This window comes from Paenibacillus azoreducens, assembly GCF_021654775.1.
In the GTDB taxonomy this organism is placed as follows: Bacteria; Bacillota; Bacilli; order Paenibacillales; family Paenibacillaceae; genus Paenibacillus_AQ; species Paenibacillus_AQ azoreducens.
The window spans coordinates 6924799-6944487 of the sequence record NZ_AP025343.1; the positions used below are offsets into that span (position 1 = coordinate 6924799).

Sequence of the window (19689 nt, forward strand, 5' to 3'; positions counted from 1 at the left end):
TTAATTCATGGAGGAATATTCATGACGAATTCACCGATGAAACCCAAAACTACCCGCCCTCCAGGCAGGCCGAAACGGCAGGCCAACGAACAAGCGACAAACCTTTTCATTCTGAAAACGGCATCCGATCTATTTATGGAATACGGCTATGAACCGGTAACCTTGCAGCAAATCGCCAAGGTATGCGGGGTAACCAAAGCTTCTATATATTATCACTTCGAAAATAAAGCCCAGCTATTTACGGCAGCCGTCACAGCCATGATGGAAAAAGCCAAAACGACCTCACAGCAGATTATACAGCAGGAGGACATGCCGCTGTACGACCGGTTAGTGATGCTTGCCGAGCGAAAATTGCGGTTTCCGCATGGTGATTTTGAGGCGATTCTGCGCAAAGCTTCCGATTCTCTCTCCAAAGAACAGCTCAAAAGCATCCGCGAAAGCGAGGAAAGCATATACAAAGTGCTGACCGTCAGCCTGACGGAAGCGATCGAAAAAGAAGAGATTCGTCCGCTGCATCCGCTGCTGATGGCGCATACGCTGGCATCAATGCTCATGTTGGGCAACCGGGAGATTGCCAAAGAGATTGCGCCCTCTTCAAAAGAGCTTGCGCATACGATCGTCGATATGTTCTGGAACGGTGTCGGACTTCGTACGGAACAACAAACCGGCGGGCCAGGGACAATATAACCCGCGGACCATCTGACAGCCGCCTGCGGTTTTCCACGCGAGTCGCCATTTCTTGCACTGTCTGCAAGTCCTATAACCGTCCAGGTCTGAACCTTTGCCTCCTTCCATGCATAGGGTATAAAAGCCCAATACCGTTGTAAGGAGGTTTACCACCTTGATGCCATACGAGTTCTATTACCGTCCCTCCACCAATCCGGATGCCGCATTGGCAGGAGACCTGATTAAAGCGATCAATGGCGAATACAGCGCGATCATTTGCTATGATCAGCTTGCAAAGCTCGCCCCTGCCGGGGAAGCCAGAAGCCGCATCCTTGAAATCCGGAAGGACGAAATCAAGCATCTGCATTTTTTCCAGCAGGAATATACGCGCGTGACCGGCCAAACGCATCAGCCCGTTCAGACGGAGGCCTGCCCTGAAGACTATAAAGCAGGACTTGTATCTTCTTTTAAAGATGAACAAGAAACCGTTGACTTTTACTTGGGTTTATCGGACCGCGCTCAGGACCCCCGCTTGAAAGAGCAGCTTCGCCGCATTGCCATGGATGAACAGAATCATGCCGTTTGGTTTCTGTATTTGATGAGCAACCAGTAAGAAAAAGGGCTTCCCGCTTGGGAAGCCCTTTGTTTGCCCATCTCCTGGCCGGTTCTGCGCAGGTTATGGCAGCATGGCTGCATATTTTCCGTATACAAAAGCGGTTTTGCCTTGATAAACCACCTTGAGCCAGCCATAAGGCGCGGTGCCGATCACGTCCAGCACGGTTCCTTTTGGCACGGAGCCCACGATCTTCGCTTTCTCGGAAGCGCCCGCGCGAACGTTCAGGTAGTCGGCCGTAATCTTGGCCTGCTTGACCGCCGGTTTGGCTGGGGTTACAGGCTTCGCAGGCTGCGTTACCTCCGGTTTGCCCGTTGCTGCAGGCTTGTCGGTTGCGGGCTTGTTTGGCGTTTCCGGTTTTTCGGCAGGCGCCGGTTCGGTTACCTCCGGTTTGGACGCTGCTTTCACCGCGGCATTCAACTTGTGATACAGCTCGCCGGTGGTCTTGGCATCCGCCAGCAGCGCAGGATCCACGCCCGCTTTTTCAGCCAGCTTGGCTGCGTCCTCGGCAGTGACCGGATCCAAAATGTTGATCGAGGCAATGTTAGTGTACTTGCCGTCTTCGGTCGTTGGAACGCTCAGAATGCCTGCATTCATCAGGTCCACCACATCGGCGCGTTCCTTGGATGCAGTATCCACGCCGATAATCTTCCAGTTGTTTTGGACTTTGGCCTCGTATTGGCCCTTCATGACGTCCTTCAGGTACGCAATCGCCCGGTTGCGGATCGTTCCGCCGGTCTCGCCAAAGGCGCTTTCGGCCTTGGAGGACCACAGCTTCTCGAACTTGCGGCCTTCGAGCGCGCCGCCTTTGGCCACGAGAGCGTCCATGCGGTAGGAGTTCATTCCCAGGGTCAGCGTTTCATTCATTTGGATCGGCGTGCCGTCCATATGGCGCAGGTTGACGATGCGGCTGCCGTATGGCTTGGACAGATCGATTTCGTATTTCACGCCGCCGAAGAAATCGTCGGTGCTGTACTTCGACGATCTGCGCTTCGGATCGAAGCTGACCGTCACGTCGCCCGGACGGGTGCTGTTGAAATAGCCCGCAGACCATTCCATGTAATCCTTCAGGTCCTTACCCGTCACCTTATAGTTGGTGATTTCGCCGAGGGCGTATTGGTAGTTGTAAGCAATATCCTTTTTACGGATCGGGCCAACGTCGAGCTTGGCCTTATCATTGTCGATCTGGTGCGCGACGACGTCGGCCTTGCTGTAATGAAGCATCACTTCGCTGAAGAAATCCGAGAGCGGGGTTTCCTGAATCTGCACGGCAGGAATGCCCTTGATCTCATTGTCCGGAACCATGTTGGTTTTCCCCACCAATTGGCCGACGACGATGTTGGCGTCCTTGCGGGCGAATTCATGATACGGCTGCAGCTTTTTTTCCAGATCCGGATCGGAAACGGCCGGCGTGCCGTCCGCTCCCTTGACCGGGATGGCGGTGGCGACCTTGTCCTTCAGCACCATTTTGCCATCCTGCTTCACGAACGTCAGATCGATGCGCGAAACATGCGTGCCGTACTTGTCCGGCTCTCCGATCAGGACGCCGTTGACGGTCTCGCTTTTGATGAGCTTATGCATATGTCCGGCAAATATCGCCGTCAGCTGCGGCACTTCATTGGCGATGTCCGCCACGCCGGTGCCCGGCAGCGCATTTTCGTTTTCCAGCCCCATATGCATGAGGCCGATCATCACGTCGGCTTTGCCTTCCAGCTCCTTTACGGCCTTCTTCGTTTCGTCGATCGGGTTTTTAACTACCAGGCCGTTCAGGTGATCCGTATCCTTCTCGAAATCGGTGATCAGCGGGGTCGTCATCCCGATGATCCCCACCTTGATGCCGCCTTTTTCCACGACGGTCGTTGCAGGAAGAAAACGTTCGCCGTTTTCTTTGTACACGTTGCCCGCCAGCTTGACCGAATGGAATTGATCGGTGATTTTGTTGAACGTATCGATGCCAAAATTGAATTCATGATTGCCCATGGCCCAAGCATCGTAGCCCATCTCGTTCATCGCGACCATCATCGGCGACTGCGGCTGGTCATTGAACAGCTCCGCGGAGTTGTCCTGAATCACGTCGCCCGCATCAAGCAAAATAGTGTTCGGATTCTCGGCGCGAACCTGCTTGATCAGCGTATACAGCTGCGTGAAGCTTCCGTTCGTGTTCGCTGTGTCCATCGCGTAGTCCCATGGCATAAAACGGCCGTGCACGTCGGAGGTGGCCAGCAGCGTGATATGCGTTTCCTTGTCGTCTGCGGCTTTGGCGCTTGCAGGCTGGAGGGTTGCGGCTCCGGATACCGTCAATGCAGCGGCGAGAGCAAGTCCCGTCAACTTTCTAAAGCTTTTCATCATGTGATTTCTTTTCCCCTTTTAAGCCATATGTAATGCTTGTTTTTGGAAAATGGTAACGCTGCCATAGCTTTTCCAAAGGCCTATTGTAATCTAAAAAATTCTATCCGTAAACCTTCATTCGCACAAAACAACCCTAAAAAAAAGTATTGGAAAGAAGTCCGACGCCTCTCAAAGAAGGGCGCTTGGGTGGAGTAAAAGTACTGAGTGGGGCCTATGCTTCGATGCTTATTCCAAATACTGCGGGGGCAAAAAAATTCCATAATAATCGAGTAGGAGGGGGTGACGAACCCCCGTCCTCTCACACCACCGTACATGCGGGTCCGCATACGGCGGTTCCAAAAGGTTAACAAAGTTCCAAATAACGAGAAAGCAGACTTTTCAGCCCTTTCGCTTCCCAATAGGATGTCGGAAGGGCGTTATTCATGTTTCGGGACATTTCCCAAGCTCCTCTGCGGGAGTTGGCCATGATGAAAGTGGCCCAGTCTGGCACGCCCAAGGCCCGGAGTTCTCGGATACGCGTACGTACTCGCTTCCATTGTTTCCATAGGCACATGCGCAATCTTCTTCGGATCCATTTGTCCAATCTCTCGTAGTGTTTCTGGGCTGAGGCCAGACGAAAGTAGCCCAGCCAACCCATCAGATAGCGATTGAGACGAGCAATCCTCTCTTCCATCGCTATCGGGCGGGTGCGGCTTGTGAGCTCCCGGATCTTCTCCTTCAATCGGTGTATCGTCTTGGGGGCTAGTCGAATCGTAGCCTTCTTGTTCGACAGAAAACTAAAGCCAAGAAACTTACGGTTCCATGGCCGGTCCACCGCGCTCTTCTCCCGATTCACTTTCAGTTTTAGCTTTCCTTCTACATAGCGTGTCACCGACTCCATCACACGCTCTCCTGCTCGTTTACTCGCGACGAAGATATTACAGTCGTCCGCGTAGCGGACAAACCGCAATCCTCTCCGGTGAAGCTCTCGATCCAGATCGTCCAGCAGGATGTTGGCCAAGAGTGGACTGAGCGGACCACCTTGCGGCGTTCCTTCCTCGGTCTTTTGGCAAACTCCGTTTTCCATCGCTCCGGCACTCAGGTAAGCTCGGATCAGCTTCAACACTCGCTTGTCCTTCACCTTCCGTGCCACCTTGGCCATGAGCATATCATGATTCACCTGGTCAAAGAACTTCTCCAGGTCCAGATCTACGACCCATCTTCGGCCGCTTTGGATATAGTGCTGCGCTTGCTTCACTGCGTCATGAGCCCGCTTTCCGGATCTAAAGCCGTAGCTGTACCACGAAAAGTGAGCATCAAACATCGGATTCATCACTTGTAGAAGCGCTTGCTGGAGGAAGCGGTCCATTACGGTCGGGATACCGAGCAGCCGTACGCCGCCTCCGGGTTTGGGGATTTCCACCCGTTTGACTGGCGCCGGCCGGTAGGTTCCCGCCAGAAGTTCGGCTTTCACCGTTTCCCAGTGAGTTTTCAGGTAAGCTTGTAGCTCGGCTACCGTTACACCGTCCACACCAGGACCTCCTCCGTTTTGGACCACCCGCTTGTAAGCGAGCCGAAGGTTATCTCCTTCGAGCATGTTCTCCAGCAGGTCGTTTTGGTCTTCGCGAGAGGAAGGGGCGACTTGTGCCGGTGAAGAGCTCGGCGCTCCAACATACCCTTGCGGCTTCACCGCTTCTCTCTGCTGGAAGCTCCCTTGCGGGATATTCGGCTGTCTTCGCTTTTCACTCGAACGCATCGGTTTCCTCTCTCCTTTCGGTTCGGCCCTTCCGTTTTCCGGTGTCCCGTACTCGCGTACTATGGCCTCTGCTGACTCCTGCGGGTTCAGCACAGCCGGAAGGCTGTGGTTACGAAGTGACTTCGCATTTTTTTCTCCCGCAGGTCTCCCCAGATAAGAACGTCATATTTCCGCCCGCGACCACTGGAGTTTACAGGAATAGCCTTTGGCGGCTTGGGATTTCGTTGTGTGAAGGCAACTCATCCGGCTATCCCTGCCTCGAATCCAGTTCGTGTACCTTGGCCCGTGCTTTTGCCTCCGGCTTCCTTCAGATTCTGCCTCGCGACAGACACCCTTGCCCTTGGCTAACGGTAGGCGCTCGCCAGCCCCCGTTCAGGACTTTCACCCTAGAGATGACGCCCATGCTGGGCGTACTTAAAAAAACAAGGACGCTGCCCCGACACGGGGACGTCCTTGTTTATAGGCCGGCTGATTGCCGCATTCTGCTTCTTTCCTTGCTGCACGCGGTTTATCCCGCCTCCTGCACGTTCCCCCCAGTAAACTGGCTGTTGTACAGATCGGCATAGAAACCGCCTTCGGCCAGCAATTCTTCATGCGTACCCTGTTCAATGACGCTGCCGTTATTCATGACCAAAATCAAATCGGCATCACGAATCGTGGACAAGCGATGCGCAATGACAAAGCTGGTTCGACCTTTCATCAGCCCGTTCATCGCTTTTTGGATGTAAATCTCCGTCCGTGTATCCACGCTGCTTGTCGCTTCATCGAGGATCAGGATGGCCGGATCGGCCAAAATCGCCCGGGCAATGGTAAGCAGCTGCTTTTGCCCCTGCGAAATATTCGAAGCTTCTTCATTCAGTACGGTGTTGTAACCATCGGGCAGGGTGCGGATGAAATGATCCGCATGTGCGGCCTTCGCTGCCTGGATGACTTCCTCATCGGTAACACCGCTGCGTCCGTATGCGATGTTTTCCTTGATCGTACCGTTGAAAAGCCAGGTGTCCTGGAGTACCATACCGAAAATACTGCGCAGATTGCTGCGCTTCATCTCCGTGATGTTCACCCCGTCAATGGTAATGGCTCCGTCACTCAGCTCGTAGAAACGCATCAACAGGTTGATCAGCGTCGTTTTGCCGGCGCCGGTCGGGCCGACGATCGCAATGGTCTGGCCTGGTTTGACGTCGATGTTCATGTCTTCGATCAGGGTTTCGCCTTCTTTATAACCAAACTTCACATGCTCAAAGCTTACCGAGCCCTTCGGCTCTTCCAGAACAACCGGTTCCGCTGCTTCAGGCACTTCTTCTTGTTCGTCCAACAGTTCGAAAACGCGTTCGGCGGAAGCTATGGTAGATTGAATGATATTGGCGATGTTCGCCGTTTGCATGATCGGTTGGGTAAACTGTCTGGCATATTGGATAAATGCCTGCACGTCCCCGATAGTGATGGTTTTATGGGTTACGAAAATCCCGCCGACAACGCAGACCAGCACATAACCGATGTTGCCGATAAAAGACATCATCGGCATGATCAAGCCGGAAATAAACTGGGCTCTCCAGCCCGAGTTGTACAGTTTATCGTTAATTTCGTTAAACGCGGCCATCGATTCGTCTTCACGCCCGAAGGCTTTGACGATTTGGTGGCCGGTATACATTTCTTCGACATGCCCGTTCAGTCGGCCGAGTGAACTCTGCTGGCCCATAAAATGCTTCTGAGAACGCGAAGCGATCATCCGGATGACGATAAAGCTCAGCGGCAGCGTCACGATCAGAATCAGCGTCAGCCACGGGCTGATCGTGAGCATCATGACGATGACCCCAACCAGGGTCACGATGGAGGTGATCAGCTGCGTCAAGCTTTGCTGAAGCGTCGTGCTGATATTGTCCACGTCGTTGGTCGCGCGGCTGAGAATTTCGCCATGCGTTCTCGAATCGAAATATTTCAGCGGCAGCCGCGACAGCTTGCGGTTGATCTGCTCGCGCATGTCGTACACGACCCGCTGCGCTACGCCCGCCATCAGATATTGCTGGAAATAGCTGAAAACTGCGCTGAATAGATATAAGCCGATCAACTTCAACAAAATTTGCGTAATATAATCAAAATCAATCGCCGCCCCCGGCACATCCTGCTTTATCGCCATGATGCCTTCAAACAGCTTGGTCGTGGCTTCACCCAAAATTTTCGGGCTTAAAATGCTGAACACGGTACTGAGAATCGCCATCAGGAAAATGACGGCAAGCGTAACCCGGCGCGGCCGTAAATACCCCAAAAGCCTTTTCAATGAACCTTTGAAATCCTTCGCCTTCTCCGCAGGCATCATTTGCCCGGGATGGCCGCCGGGATGGCGCGGTCCGGGAGGACGGCCTCCGGCATGCTTTCTTTCCTCGCTCATGCGATCTCCTCCTCCGACAGCTGCGAGGATACGATTTCACGGTATACGTCGCAGGTTTCCATCAACTCGCGGTGTTTGCCGATCCCGGCAATCCGGCCTTCATCGAGCACGATAATCCGGTCCGCATCCATCACCGTGCTGGCCCGCTGCGCTACGATCAGCACGGTCGCATCGGCCGTCACTTCCTTCAGGGCAGTCCGCAGCTTCGCATCCGTTTTGAAATCAAGCGCGGAGAAGCTGTCATCAAAAACATAGATCTCCGGTTTTCTGACCAGCGCGCGCGCAATGGACAAGCGCTGTTTCTGACCTCCGGATACGTTGGTTCCGCCTTGGGAAATCTCCGATTGAAAACCGTCTTTCATTTTGGAGATAAACTCGGTGGCCTGCGCAATTTCCGCAGCCTGGCGAAGTTCCTCATCGGTCGCATCCGACTTGCCGTAACGAAGATTGTCCGCAATCGTCCCTGTAAACAGAACGGCCTTTTGCGGAACATAGCCGATTTTGGCCCGCAGTTCCTCTTGAGTCAGCTCCTTGACATCAACGCCGTTCACCTTGACGCTGCCGGAGTCCACGTCATAAAAACGCGGAATCAGGCTGAGCAGCGTCGATTTGCCGGAGCCGGTCCCGCCGATGATGGCCGTTGTCTCGCCCGGGGAAGCGCTGAAGCTAATATGGCGAATCGCCGGTTGCTCGGCTCCCGGGTAGCTGAACGTCACATCCCGGAATTCCAGATAACCGCGCTCCTTCCCGCCTTTGCTTACGGATGCCGATTGGGCAGGATCAACGATTTGCGGCTCCATGTCAAGCACCTCGTTGATCCGGACTGCCGAAGCGGAGGCGCGTGGAACCATGACGAAAATCACCGATACCATAATCAGCGAAAACATGATTTGCATCGCGTATTGAATAAATGCCATCAAGTCCCCGACTTGCATACTTCCGTTTTCGATCCGGAAACCGCCGAACCAGACGATGGCGATCGTCGAGAAATTCATGACAAGCATCATGATCGGCATCATGGCCGCCATAATTTTATTGACTTTGACCGCTGTTTGCGTCAAATCATAGTTTGCTTCATTAAACCGTTTCTGCTCATGCTCAATCCGGTTGAAAGAGCGGATGACGCGAATGCCGGTCAAATTTTCGCGCAGGACCCGGTTCAGTTTATCCAGCTTGACCTGCATCGCCTTAAACAGCGGCAATCCTTTGCTGGCAATCAGGAAGATCGCTCCAGCCAGCACCGGAACGATAACGACGATAACCAGGGAAAGCTTCGCATCTTTGGATACGGCCATAATAATCCCGCCGATACACATCATCGGCGCACTGATCATCATGCGCAGAATCATGGTCAAAACTTGCTGCATCTGCGTGATATCATTGGTCGTACGAGTGATAAGCGATGCTGTTCCGAGCTTGTCGAATTCCTGCAAAGAGAAATTTTGCACATGCTGGAACACGCGGCTGCGCAAATTTTTGGCGAATCCGCCCGCAACCTTGGCGGACAGATAGCTCGCGCCAATGGAGCAAAAAACGCCCCCTAAAGCAACCAGCAGCATAAAACCGCCGATTTTCCATATATAAGGGATGTCACCGTTGATAATGCCTTTATTCACGATGTCGGACATTAAAGTAGGCAAGTACAAATCCGACATCGATTGGAAGAATACAAGTACAAACACAAACAGGATCAACATCCGGTATGGTTTTAAATTCCGGAATAATTTCAGCATGATTCTCCCGTTCCCCCTCCACATAGATCCGTTTTGGATTCATAGTAGGTGTAGGCTTTGGTCAGCAAATCAGCAAGCCGATTGCCCTCCCCTTCACCCAGATAAGCGACCAGGCCTGCGAAGGACTCTAACGTGGAATCTACAGCTTTTTGCACCACTTCTTCGCCTTCTTTCGTCAGGCTGATCCGGACCACCCGGCGGTCCGCTTCATCCATCGTTCGCTCCACCCAATTTTTCTTCTCCAGTCCCTTGATGAGCTGGGTTACGGTAGGCGACGTGACGCGTAAAATATGGCTGATCTCCGAAACCATCAGGCCGGATGAGCCGGATTCGACGCTTTTTCTTATCGTGAATAATAGACCGAGCTCACTCATCTTGACCCCTTCGATTTTGCGCTGGCGAAACTCGGCTTTGTTAAAACGCATGGTGGCCTGCATCAGCTTCAGAGCCGTACTTTGGCCAGTGGATGGCTCATCATTCATCCAGGGTTGCATCTCCTTTCCTTCACTTGTCATGACGCAGCAATGGGTCATTCCCACAAAACTTAGAAACTTAGTTATATGATTTATTAATTAGTACGCCTAATTATATTCCTTCCCGAAAATCTATGTCAAATCTTCCATATAGGAAGCCCTGTTTCTTGACCAAAATACACCCAATCCCTTAATTAATCGCCTACTCCTTCCTCCATCAAGATGCTTTTGGTGAAAGAAATCCACTCCCGCGCCGCAAATGAAAGATAACGGTCCTTGCGCCAAATCATGCCGAGCTGCCACGGAATGGAAGGATCAATGAGCGGTAAAATCCGGATACGCTGCTGATCGAGCTCACGGCAAATCGTTTCCGGCAGCAGCGCGATGCCCAAGTTGGCCGCCACCATGCCGCTGATCAAATCCCACTGCGAACTTTCATATATAATCCGGGGCTGAAAACCGACGCGGACGCATTCGGTAATGATCCGGTCATGCAGCGCGAAATCCTCGCGAAACAGCACGAAGTTCTCATCGGCAAGCTCCGCGAGCGGTACCGCATCATGACCGCATAACCGGTGGGAAGGATGGACGAGCAGCATCAGGTTCTCCCTTACAAATGAAAAATAGTGGAACAAGTCGTCTTCGGTCGGCAGAACCGCCACTCCGACATCAAGCAGCCCGCTCTCGACGTCCTTCTCTACCTTTTTGGCGCCGTCCTCGAACACCTGCATGGTCACCTGCGGGTATTTATGATGAAATTGGCCGATGACTTCCGGAAAAAAGCTTGCGCCGACCATCGGCGGCAATCCCAGCCGGATATGCCCCTTTTGCAAATGTTTCAGATCGCCCAATTCGGCGGACAAGCTCTGGAAAGCTTTCACGATCGGCTGCGCCTGCTCATATATGATTTGTCCGGCATCCGTAAGCTCGATTTTTTTGTTGGAACGGTCAAAAAGCGTTACGCCAAGCTCTTCCTCGATGTGACGTATCGTCTTGCTGATCGTCGGCTGGGTGATATATAACGTTTCTGCAGCCTTCGTGAAACTTTGCAGCCGCGCTACCTCCATAAAATACTGCAAATGCCGAATATCCATCACACTGACTCCTTCCTAAACAGAATATTTGATATATCTATAGAAAAAAGGAATGATCATCATTCTTTTTATTCATTTTACTCATGAAAACAATTGATGTAAAATTTTCATTAACAATGAAAGGAGAGAGTCCCTGTGAGGAATATGATCAAAGGAACGGTGCAGGTTGCGGCACTTATGGCCTTTACCCTGCTGATGAATAAACTCGCCGGTCTTTTGCATCTGCCGATACCCGGCAGCATTCTGGGGATTATCGTGTTATTCATTCTACTCGAAACCCGTATTGTCCGCCTGGAATGGATCGATCTCGGCGCCAGCTGGCTGCTTGCAGAACTGCTGCTTTTCTTTATTCCGGCGGCGGTCGGCGTCATGAAATACATTCCCATGCTGGAGAGCGACGGTGTCCGCATTCTGATCGTTGTCATTTTTAGCACTTTCATCGTCATGGCCAGCTCGGGGCTGCTTGCATCCCGGATTGCCAAACAAAGAGAACGGAGGATTTCACGATGATCGGGTTTTTATGCTTACTCGCAACACTCGGCATTTACGCTGTTTCCAAACGCGTGTATGCCAAACGGCGCAAGGTGTATCTTTCGCCGCTGCTCGTTACGCCCATCGTCGTTATCTTTATTTTGATCTGGGCGAAGATTCCTTATGAAACCTATAACGATGGGGGCAAATGGCTAAGCAGTTTGCTGCAGCCGGCCACTGTCGCTTTTGCAGTGCCTTTGTACAAAAACTTCAAGGTACTTAAAAAGCACGCCACCGAAATTATCGTCAGCGTGCTTGCAGGCTCGTGTATTGCCATGATCTCGTCGGCCTTTTTGGCAAAATGGCTGCATCTGAGTTCATCGCTTGTCACAAGCATGATTCCGCGGTCCGTTACAACGCCGATCGCCATGAACGTATCGCAGGTTATCGGCGGCGTTCCGAACATTACGGCCGTATTTGTCATCATCACCGGCCTGCTCGGTTCCATTATCGGACCAATGGTACTGCGTATGTTTAAAATCGAAAATGACGTGGCCCGCGGCATCTTGTTCGGCACCAGCTCTCACGGTACGGGAACCTCGAAGGCGTTCGAGCTCAGCTCCCTGTCGGGTACCATCTCGAGCATCTCGATGATTCTGGCCGCGCTGTTTACCCTTGGCGTCGCGCCGTTAATCATGAACGTATTGATACACTAACATTCCGTAACATTGCTGATGCGGACCGGCTGGCCGGAAACGGCCGACTTCAGCGCGGCGCAGGTAACGGCCTGCGTCCGGAAAGCATCGGCATAATCAGACTTGATCCGGGAGCGGTCACCCGTGCGCAGCGCATGGAGGAAAGCTTCCGTTTCTTTTACATAGGGATTGGCTTGCTCGCGGTACTCTGTCTGTTCATCCGGACGCGCGAAGCGCACCCGTTTCATATCCCAATCCAGCACCCCCTGATCCGTATAGAAGGTCAGCCCGATATCGGTTAGATCCGTTCCTCCGGCCAACGCGCAGGTATTGGAAATATTGGCGACAAGCCCGCTGGCCAGCTTGAGCGTGACCGTACCCACGTCGGCTACCTCCATGTCCTCTACCTGTTCATGTTTGATACGGTTTCCGTAAAGCGCATACACTTCTTCCACCTCGCCGGCCAGATAACGAAGCAAATCCACCAAATGCGTTGTCTGCTCGATAAACTGCCCGCCCGATCCATTTTGCCGCCGCCACCAGGATACGCCTGGCATGCTGTCCATCCAGCGTCCGAGCATCATGCCTGTTCGCTGCTGCTGCAGCAGATCTTTCAGCTTGCCAATGCTTGACTGATAACGAAAATGATACCCGACAGAGGTGAGCAGCCGGGCGTCGCCAATCTGTTTCATTAAAACAGATGGTAGTTCGGTATCCAATCCAAGCGGTTTTTCCACCAAAAACGGGATGCGGCGCCGGATCAATTCCTCTTCAATAGGCCCGTGCGACATGGGAGGCACACAAATGTACACCGCATCGAGTCGCTCCTTATCCAGCATCGTGATTAAATCTCCGTAACCTGCAGCGCCATACGGCAAAGCTATCCGCTCCGCCTTTTCCGCGCTTGTTCCGAGAAAAGCTTTTACTTTCACGCCTTCCGCTCCCGCAAGGTTGCCGGCATGCACCTTGCTAAACCAGCCTGTCCCGATAATCCCGATCTGAAGCATCATGACAAAACCCACCCCTTCACGCATATTTTCCCTACATCATACAGAACGCCCTTGTGGTTGGCCATCCCTTTTTTCGGCCTTAGCGTTCATTATTCACCCTTTCCATTCTTCCGGAAGAAGGCTCCGGTAATGAGGGTGGTTGAAACGGTCATCAATCAGATAAAGCACGCCCTCATCCTCCTCTGAACGGATCAGCCTGCCTCCCGCCTGAAGCACCTTGTTTATACCGGGAAATACATATGCGTAATCATAGCCGCTTTTGCCTTCCCCATTAAAATAATCGCGGATCAAGTTCCGCTCCAGCCCAAGCTGGGGCAGCCCGACCCCGACGACAGCCACGCCGATCAAGCGGTCTCCCTGCAGATCGATGCCTTCCGAAAAAATCCCTCCAAGCACGGCGAAACCTGCCAGCGTCTCATGGTTATCCGCCTGAAAGGCGTCCAGAAAACGCTCGCGTTCTTCCTCGGCCATACCCGCTCCCTGCACAATCGTCCGGACTTCGGGATATTTGCCTTCGAAAATCTCATACACGTTTTGTAAATACTGATACGAAGGGAAAAAGAACATATAATTGCCGTGCTTGCCGCTAATCAGTTGGTGCAGCAGATCCGCAACCTCCTCTCCCGTGCGCTCCCGGTCGCGATAACGGGTAGAGACCGGGTGAATCCGCACATCCAGCTGCTCCCGCCGAAACGGGGAAGGGACGGAAATGCTGTAATCCTCCGCCTCCGCCCCGAGCATATCCCTGTAGTAGGATAGCGGCGACAGCGTGGCCGAGAAGAACACGGCCGACCGAAACCCTTTATCCGCCTGCGACAGCAAATAGGACGGGTCGAGGCAAAACATCCTGATCGTCACGTCATTCCTCAGAACCTCCGCGTATGTTATGTATCGGTCGTCATAAAGCTTCGCGGTACGGGTGAAATTTTGAGCGGCAAAATACATGTCGAGAAGCAGCTGCCGGTCCGTCCCGCCTGCGGCCAGCTCCCGTTCGGCTTCACCTGCAAAAGCTTCCAGCAATTCTACCAGCTCCTCCGGAGCTTCCTTGGTCACCTGCTGCCGTGCGTCGCCACAAGTTTTCCGCAGCTCGATGAAATACTTGTTCACGGCATCCGCTGCTCCGGCCACAGCCGGATTCAGTGATTTATACTCGCGTTTAAGCTGCAGAAAATCCGCTTTATAGATCGCGGCCGAGAACATCTCGCGCCCCCGGTCCACCAGATTATGGGCTTCATCCACCAGCAGCGCCGTGCGTTTCTTCTGTTCCTCAGGCAGGCGTTTCAACGAAACCCGCGGATCAAATATATAGTTATAATCGCAAATGACCGCATCTGCGGCATAAGCCAGATCCAGTGAAAATTCAAAAGGACATACCTTGTGCTTTCGCGCATATTCTTCCACCACCTGGCGGTTCATGAGGGTCTCATGCGAGAGGATATCCAGGACCGCCCCGTTGATCCGGTCGTAATACCCGTCTGCATACGGGCAAGCCTCCCGGTTGCAAACCGTTTCTTCCTGAAAACATATTTTTTCTTTTGCCGTAATCGTAATGGACTGCAGCCGCAGCCCCTTTTTCTCCATTAGGGCTAACGCCTGCTCCGCGGCCGTGCGGGTAATGGTCTTAGCCGTCAAGTAGAAGATCTGTGACAACAGCCCTTCTCCGATGGCTTTAACGGACGGAAACAGGGTGGACATCGTCTTGCCGATCCCGGTCGGCGCCTTGGCAAACAGCTTTTGCTTGTCCTTAATCGCCCCATAAACAGCCCCTGCCAGCTTTCTCTGCCCTTCGCGGTACGAGGCAAAAGGAAACGGCAGCGCATGTATGCTTTCATCCCTGAGCCTGGCATTCTCAATCCGAAGCGCGGCATACGGCGCATACCGCCCGATCACATCGTTGACGAACCCTTCCAATTCTGTCATGCTGCGGGTTCGGTTAAAACGTTGTTCCGCTCCCGTCCCGGCGTCTACATATGTCAGCTGAACACCGATATGTTCAAGCTTCAACTCCTGTGCCGCCATATACGCATACACTTCCGCCTGCGCCCAATGAACGGCATGGCCGCCATCCAGCATCTCCAAACCGGCGGAGGTGGATTTGATTTCATCGATGATCCATCCCTCTTCCGTTTGGATCAATCCGTCGCATCTTCCTTCTATATGGTATATAATTTCTCCAAACAAAATCTCCGTTTTGAGGTATACTTCTTTATAGTCGCCTTCTTGATACATGCGCTGCACCCGCTGATGGATTTTGGTGCCCTCATGCATGGCTGCAGCCGTATGGAAGCCGGAATCAATGCTTCCGCTCCGGAATACATATTCAACAAGCGGCCTTACCGAAATGTTGACGACTGTCATTTCCACACCTCCTCCTATCACGGGATCATTTGTTCCCCTTCGTTTTATCATACCATATCCTGAATATGCAGCCTATTTTCGCTTAAAATTTTAGGATAATTATCCCAATAAATTGTCTGAAATGTTTCAGAAAATAAAAAAATAAATTTTCAATGACTATTTAAAGTATTAAAGGGTTGAAGATTTCTGGCACTCTCGTGTATAATTTCTGTTTAAATACAGATTCATGCTTACAGAATGCGTAAGCACTAAGATCACTTAATGTTTTGCATTCTGTAATCTTGAATCTAGGAATAGGAGAGAAGCCAATGACATTTTTGCATGTAGAGTTACCCGCTGAAAAGAAAGCCAAGGCTTACGTGAACGAAGTCTTCGAAACGGTTTGCAAACGGAACCCGAACGAAAGCGAATTTCACCAAGCCGTAAAGGAAATCCTTGACTCTCTGGTTCCCGTGCTTGCCAAAGAACCCAAATATATGGAAAACGGCATTTTGGAACGTCTGGTTGAACCTGAAAGACTGATTATCTTCCGCGTACCTTGGGTCGACGATCAAGGGAACGTGCGCGTCAACCGCGGCTACCGCGTGCAGTTCAACAGCGCCATTGGCCCTTACAAGGGCGGACTTCGCTTTCACCCCTCTGTAAACTCCAGCATTATCAAATTTCTCGGTTTTGAACAGATTTTGAAAAACTCCTTGACTGGCCAACCCATCGGCGGCGGCAAAGGCGGATCCGACTTCGATCCTAAAGGCAAATCGGACGCGGAAGTGATGCGTTTCACCCAAAGCTTCATGACCGAGCTGTATAAATATATCGGTTCCGACGTTGACGTTCCTGCAGGCGATATTGGCGTAGGCGCACGTGAGATCGGATTTTTGTTCGGGCAATACAAACGGATCCGCGGCGGCAACGAAGCTGGCGTTCTGACAGGTAAAGGCATTCCTTACGGCGGTAGCTTGGCCCGTCCGGAAGCGACCGGGTACGGTACCGTTTACTTCGTGAATGAAATGCTGAAGGATAAGGGCGACAGCCTTGAAGGCAAAACAGTCGTTGTATCAGGCTCCGGCAACGTAGCTATCTATGCGATCCAAAAAGCTGCCCAATTCGGCGCCAAGGTCGTGGCATGCAGCGATTCCAGCGGTTATGTGTATGATCCGGAAGGCATCAACTTCGAGACGGTGCAAAAGCTGAAAGAAGTGGAAAGAAAGCGGATCAGCGATTACGTAAAAGAACATCCGGGCGCGCAATACTTCGAAGGCTGTTCGAATATTTGGAGCATTCCTTGCGACATCGCTCTTCCATGCGCAACCCAGAACGAAATCGATGCAGAAGCTGCGCAATTGCTCGTAAGAAACGGCGTCAAAGCGGTGGCGGAAGGCGCAAATATGCCTTCGACGCTGGCAGCTATTGACGTATTCCTGGAAAACGGCGTTCTTTTCGGACCTGCCAAGGCAGCCAATGCCGGCGGCGTAGCCGTATCCGCGCTGGAAATGTCCCAAAACAGCATCCGCACTTCATGGACATTTGAAGAAGTCGACGAGAAGCTGCATCAAATCATGATCAATATTTATAACAACAGCGCCCAAGCAGCCGAGCAGTACGGCTATCCGGGCAACCTGGTAGTCGGCGCCAACATTGCCGGTTTCGTCAAGGTTGCTGATGCAATGATCGCTCAAGGCGTGATCTAAAATCGATCTTATGTCTATATTAATGATAAGAGCATCCGGAAAACCGGGTGCTCTTATTATATTATCTCCTTTACAAAAAAGATCCGACACTTCAATTTTTCTTCGCACATGTTCTTTTTTCGAAATTTTGTTAAAATCGATCCGCCGCTTCAGGGGTACAATGAATGGATAAATCAAATTCTATCGTCTATATATAGACCATGCGTAAAGCGCCGTTTACAGTTTTTGTGGATCATTTTTGTCCATGTATGTAAAACAACCGCGGATTATATGCCCAAATGCCTTGTTTTCTATGAAAATAAACCTTTTTTCCAACTTTGACTTCTTATCTTCAGGGGGTCATAATACCTTTATTGATATAACCCTTAAGAACTGTTAGTCCTTTTGTATCGTCCTTGCCATGTCTTTTTCATGGCCGCCGGCTTTGGGTTGGCCGATTGTTTTGCAATGGAGGGAAACCGTATCGTGACACATAAATCTTTTGCCCGATTTTTCAAGAAGCCGTTCGTTCTCTTCACGATCATTTTGCTGGTGAAAGGATATCTCGCCTGGGCAGTGACGTTTGGAGACTGGTTGCCATGGAAGCTGCTGGTCACGGAAGTGCCTTTTATTTGGCTTTTATTTTGCCTGGTTGAATGGTCTGCCACCAAGCGAAAGCTGATGGCCTATACAATTGTGAATCTGATCCTAACCGGCGTATTTTTTGCGGTCATTATGTATTTCAAGTATTTCGGCGTTATTGTTACTTACCATGCCCTTGCGCAGGTCAATCAGGTCACGGAAGTTAAGGGCAGCGTCATTTCGCTTATGGATCCTTATTATCTGCTCGTTTTCGCCGACATCATCGTCCTGCTTGCACTGATGCCCAAAAGCCGCCGCATGAAGGAATGGAAAAGCAGCATCAAGTACAAGCCCAAAAAAAGCTACGTATTTGCCGGATTTATGGTGTGCCTGGTGATTTGCCTGTTTAATGTTTTGCCGAACCGGGCCAGCATGAACGAAATAAAAAAAGCCCAGCAGATGGGCATTCTCAATTACGAGGCCTACACGATTCTATCGCTTAAAAAGGAACCGCTTGTGCCGCTGGAGAACATTACCCAGGCTTCCATCAACAAGCTGAAAGGAATCGCTGTACCCGAGAATCCGAAATATTTTGGAAACGCGAAGGGAAAGAACCTGATTATCGTTCAGCTGGAGTCATTCCAGAATTTCCTGATCAACCTGAAAATCGACGGCCAGGAAATCACACCGAATATGAACAAGCTTGCGAACGAAAATCTGTATTTCACAAACTTTATGCAGCAGGTGGGACAAGGAAATACATCGGATGCCGAATTCGTCGTCAACACGTCTTTTTATATTCCGCCCGACGGCGCCGCGACCCAGAGATACGTTGATAAAAAACTGCCGAGCCTGCCGCGGCTGTTGGAGCAGCACGGGTACAACACCTTGACTTTGCATACGAACGCCGTGCAGTTCTGGAACCGCGGGGAGCTGTACTCTTCACTTGGCTTCCAGCATTATTATGACCAATCCTTCTTTGGGCAAGAGGATCCGGTGTTCTTCGGAGCTTCGGATGAAGTGCTGTACGCAAAGTCAACTGACAAGCTTCGGGAGATGGACCGTGAGGATAAGCCGTTTTATGCCCAAATCATTTCGATGTCGGCGCATCATCCGTTTACCATTCCGGCAAACAAACACAAAATGGAGCTGCCCAAACGCTATCAAGGCACCTTCGTCGGAGATTATATCCGGGCTCAGAACTATGCGGATTACGCGCTGGGGCAGTTGATCGACGAGCTCAAGCAAAAAGGCCTCTGGGAAGACAGCCTGATCGTCATTTACGGGGATCATATGGGGCTGCCGATTTATTCGCTCGATCATGATGACAAACAGCTGATGGAGGAAATTTACGGACAGGAATATTCATATACCGACATGCTCAATATTCCGCTCGTCATTGCCGGCAGCGGCGTACCGCATGAGCAAATCCGCGATGAAGTTGGCGGGCAGGTGGATATTATGCCGACGGTAGCCAATTTGCTGGGTATCTCCATGAGGGGTTATATTCATTTCGGGCAGGACCTTCTTAACCAGACTTATAATCTGCTGCCCGAACGCTATTACCTGCCGACAGGTTCTTTCCTGAACGATAACGCCATGTTTATGTCAGGAAACGGCTATGAAGACGGCACCCAATATCCGCTGACCGGTCAGAGTTCCATTGGTCAAGGCACGACGGAGGACGAATACCACCGCGCCCTGAAGCTGCTGAACTTATCCGACAGCTATGTAAACCAGCAGCCGAAGAAATAGTTTCAAGGAATTTGGCAGCGGTAGAAAAACGGTCTATCGGCGTACTTTCTAAGAAGCCAATTGCCCGCAAAGAAGCCTCGCCCTGTATGGGACGAGGCT

The 19689-nt window shown here is 51.7% G+C and carries 14 protein-coding genes; 6 read left to right on the forward strand and 8 right to left on the reverse strand.

The annotated features are described in order from the left end of the window. Nucleotides 1-21 precede the first annotated feature (21 nt). Both L6442_RS31060 and L6442_RS31065 read left to right on the forward strand, forming a co-directional pair. Nucleotides 22-687 carry a TetR/AcrR family transcriptional regulator gene (locus tag L6442_RS31060; RefSeq protein ID WP_212980557.1) on the forward strand — a complete coding sequence of 222 codons (666 nt, stop codon included), beginning with the start codon at nucleotides 22-24 and terminating at the stop codon, nucleotides 685-687. A 157-nt stretch (nucleotides 688-844) separates the two neighbouring features. Beyond that, on the forward strand, nucleotides 845-1279 hold the full coding sequence (locus L6442_RS31065; RefSeq protein WP_212980565.1) for a ferritin-like domain-containing protein: 435 nt from the start codon (nucleotides 845-847) through the stop codon (nucleotides 1277-1279). A gap of 63 nt (nucleotides 1280-1342) precedes the next feature. Here the strand turns inward: L6442_RS31065 and L6442_RS31070 are convergent, their stop codons facing one another. The 6 genes from L6442_RS31070 to cidR all read right to left on the reverse strand — a co-directional run bounded on the left by L6442_RS31070 (nucleotide 1343) and on the right by cidR (nucleotide 11052). Then, nucleotides 1343-3625: a 5'-nucleotidase C-terminal domain-containing protein gene (locus L6442_RS31070; protein ID WP_212980566.1), complete on the reverse strand. Its 2283-nt coding sequence runs from the start codon at nucleotides 3623-3625 to the stop codon at nucleotides 1343-1345. Nucleotides 3626-3971: 346 nt separating this feature from the next. Next, nucleotides 3972-5363, reverse strand: a complete 1392-nt coding sequence (gene ltrA, locus L6442_RS31075; protein ID WP_237100139.1) for a group II intron reverse transcriptase/maturase — start codon at nucleotides 5361-5363, stop codon at nucleotides 3972-3974. 508 nt (nucleotides 5364-5871) lie between these two features. Further along, nucleotides 5872-7752 (reverse strand): ABC transporter ATP-binding protein, encoded by a 1881-nt coding sequence (locus L6442_RS31080; RefSeq protein ID WP_212981376.1) that lies wholly within the window; start codon nucleotides 7750-7752, stop codon nucleotides 5872-5874. After that, on the reverse strand, nucleotides 7749-9485 hold the full coding sequence (locus L6442_RS31085) for an ABC transporter ATP-binding protein (RefSeq protein ID WP_212981375.1): 1737 nt from the start codon (nucleotides 9483-9485) through the stop codon (nucleotides 7749-7751). Before L6442_RS31085 ends, L6442_RS31080 begins: the two co-directional genes overlap by 4 nt. Further along, the gene (locus tag L6442_RS31090) at nucleotides 9479-9967 is read right to left on the reverse strand and encodes a MarR family winged helix-turn-helix transcriptional regulator (RefSeq protein WP_212981374.1); all 489 of its coding nucleotides are present in this window, start codon (nucleotides 9965-9967) and stop codon (nucleotides 9479-9481) included. The genes L6442_RS31085 and L6442_RS31090 overlap by 7 nt, the downstream gene beginning before the upstream one ends. Before the next feature lie 185 nt (nucleotides 9968-10152). After that, nucleotides 10153-11052 carry a cidABC operon transcriptional activator CidR gene (gene cidR / locus L6442_RS31095; protein WP_194231836.1) on the reverse strand — a complete coding sequence of 300 codons (900 nt, stop codon included), beginning with the start codon at nucleotides 11050-11052 and terminating at the stop codon, nucleotides 10153-10155. A 135-nt stretch (nucleotides 11053-11187) separates the two neighbouring features. Between cidR and L6442_RS31100 the strand changes: the two genes are divergently transcribed. Both L6442_RS31100 and L6442_RS31105 read left to right on the forward strand, forming a co-directional pair. Then, nucleotides 11188-11562 (forward strand): CidA/LrgA family holin-like protein, encoded by a 375-nt coding sequence (locus L6442_RS31100; protein ID WP_194231757.1) that lies wholly within the window; start codon nucleotides 11188-11190, stop codon nucleotides 11560-11562. Continuing rightward, on the forward strand, nucleotides 11559-12239 hold the full coding sequence (locus L6442_RS31105) for a CidB/LrgB family autolysis modulator (protein WP_212981373.1): 681 nt from the start codon (nucleotides 11559-11561) through the stop codon (nucleotides 12237-12239). Before L6442_RS31100 ends, L6442_RS31105 begins: the two co-directional genes overlap by 4 nt. Here L6442_RS31105 and L6442_RS31110 read toward each other — a convergent pair. Beyond that, a complete protein-coding gene (locus L6442_RS31110; RefSeq protein WP_212981372.1) occupies nucleotides 12236-13228 on the reverse strand; it encodes a Gfo/Idh/MocA family protein in 993 nt (330 codons plus the stop codon). The genes L6442_RS31105 and L6442_RS31110 overlap by 4 nt on opposite strands. Nucleotides 13229-13321: 93 nt before the next feature. Further along, nucleotides 13322-15586: an ATP-dependent DNA helicase gene (locus L6442_RS31115; protein WP_212981371.1), complete on the reverse strand. Its 2265-nt coding sequence runs from the start codon at nucleotides 15584-15586 to the stop codon at nucleotides 13322-13324. Between the two features lie 308 nt (nucleotides 15587-15894). Between L6442_RS31115 and gdhA the strand changes: the two genes are divergently transcribed. Together gdhA and L6442_RS31125 are read left to right on the forward strand one after the other, a co-directional pair. Then, nucleotides 15895-17274, forward strand: a complete 1380-nt coding sequence (gene gdhA / locus L6442_RS31120; RefSeq protein WP_194231761.1) for an NADP-specific glutamate dehydrogenase — start codon at nucleotides 15895-15897, stop codon at nucleotides 17272-17274. 447 nt (nucleotides 17275-17721) lie between these two features. Continuing rightward, a complete protein-coding gene (locus L6442_RS31125) occupies nucleotides 17722-19590 on the forward strand; it encodes an LTA synthase family protein (protein WP_212981370.1) in 1869 nt (622 codons plus the stop codon). Nucleotides 19591-19689 lie beyond the last annotated feature (99 nt).

Excerpts from the sequence above, each read along its gene's own strand:
- cidR (WP_194231836.1), bottom strand. The coding sequence starts at position 11,052 with ATGGATATTCGGCATTTGCAGTATTTTATGGAGGTAGCGCGGCTGCAA.
- L6442_RS31125 (WP_212981370.1), top strand. The coding sequence starts at position 17,722 with ATGGAGGGAAACCGTATCGTGACACATAAATCTTTTGCCCGATTTTTC.
- L6442_RS31090 (WP_212981374.1), bottom strand. The coding sequence starts at position 9,967 with ATGAATGATGAGCCATCCACTGGCCAAAGTACGGCTCTGAAGCTGATG.
- L6442_RS31110 (WP_212981372.1), bottom strand. The coding sequence starts at position 13,228 with ATGATGCTTCAGATCGGGATTATCGGGACAGGCTGGTTTAGCAAGGTG.
- L6442_RS31080 (WP_212981376.1), bottom strand. The coding sequence starts at position 7,752 with ATGAGCGAGGAAAGAAAGCATGCCGGAGGCCGTCCTCCCGGACCGCGC.
- L6442_RS31115 (WP_212981371.1), bottom strand. The coding sequence starts at position 15,586 with ATGACAGTCGTCAACATTTCGGTAAGGCCGCTTGTTGAATATGTATTC.
- gdhA (WP_194231761.1), top strand. The coding sequence starts at position 15,895 with ATGACATTTTTGCATGTAGAGTTACCCGCTGAAAAGAAAGCCAAGGCT.
- L6442_RS31060 (WP_212980557.1), top strand. The coding sequence starts at position 22 with ATGACGAATTCACCGATGAAACCCAAAACTACCCGCCCTCCAGGCAGG.
- L6442_RS31085 (WP_212981375.1), bottom strand. The coding sequence starts at position 9,485 with ATGCTGAAATTATTCCGGAATTTAAAACCATACCGGATGTTGATCCTG.
- L6442_RS31070 (WP_212980566.1), bottom strand. The coding sequence starts at position 3,625 with ATGAAAAGCTTTAGAAAGTTGACGGGACTTGCTCTCGCCGCTGCATTG.
- L6442_RS31065 (WP_212980565.1), top strand. The coding sequence starts at position 845 with ATGCCATACGAGTTCTATTACCGTCCCTCCACCAATCCGGATGCCGCA.
- ltrA (WP_237100139.1), bottom strand. The coding sequence starts at position 5,363 with ATGCGTTCGAGTGAAAAGCGAAGACAGCCGAATATCCCGCAAGGGAGC.
- L6442_RS31105 (WP_212981373.1), top strand. The coding sequence starts at position 11,559 with ATGATCGGGTTTTTATGCTTACTCGCAACACTCGGCATTTACGCTGTT.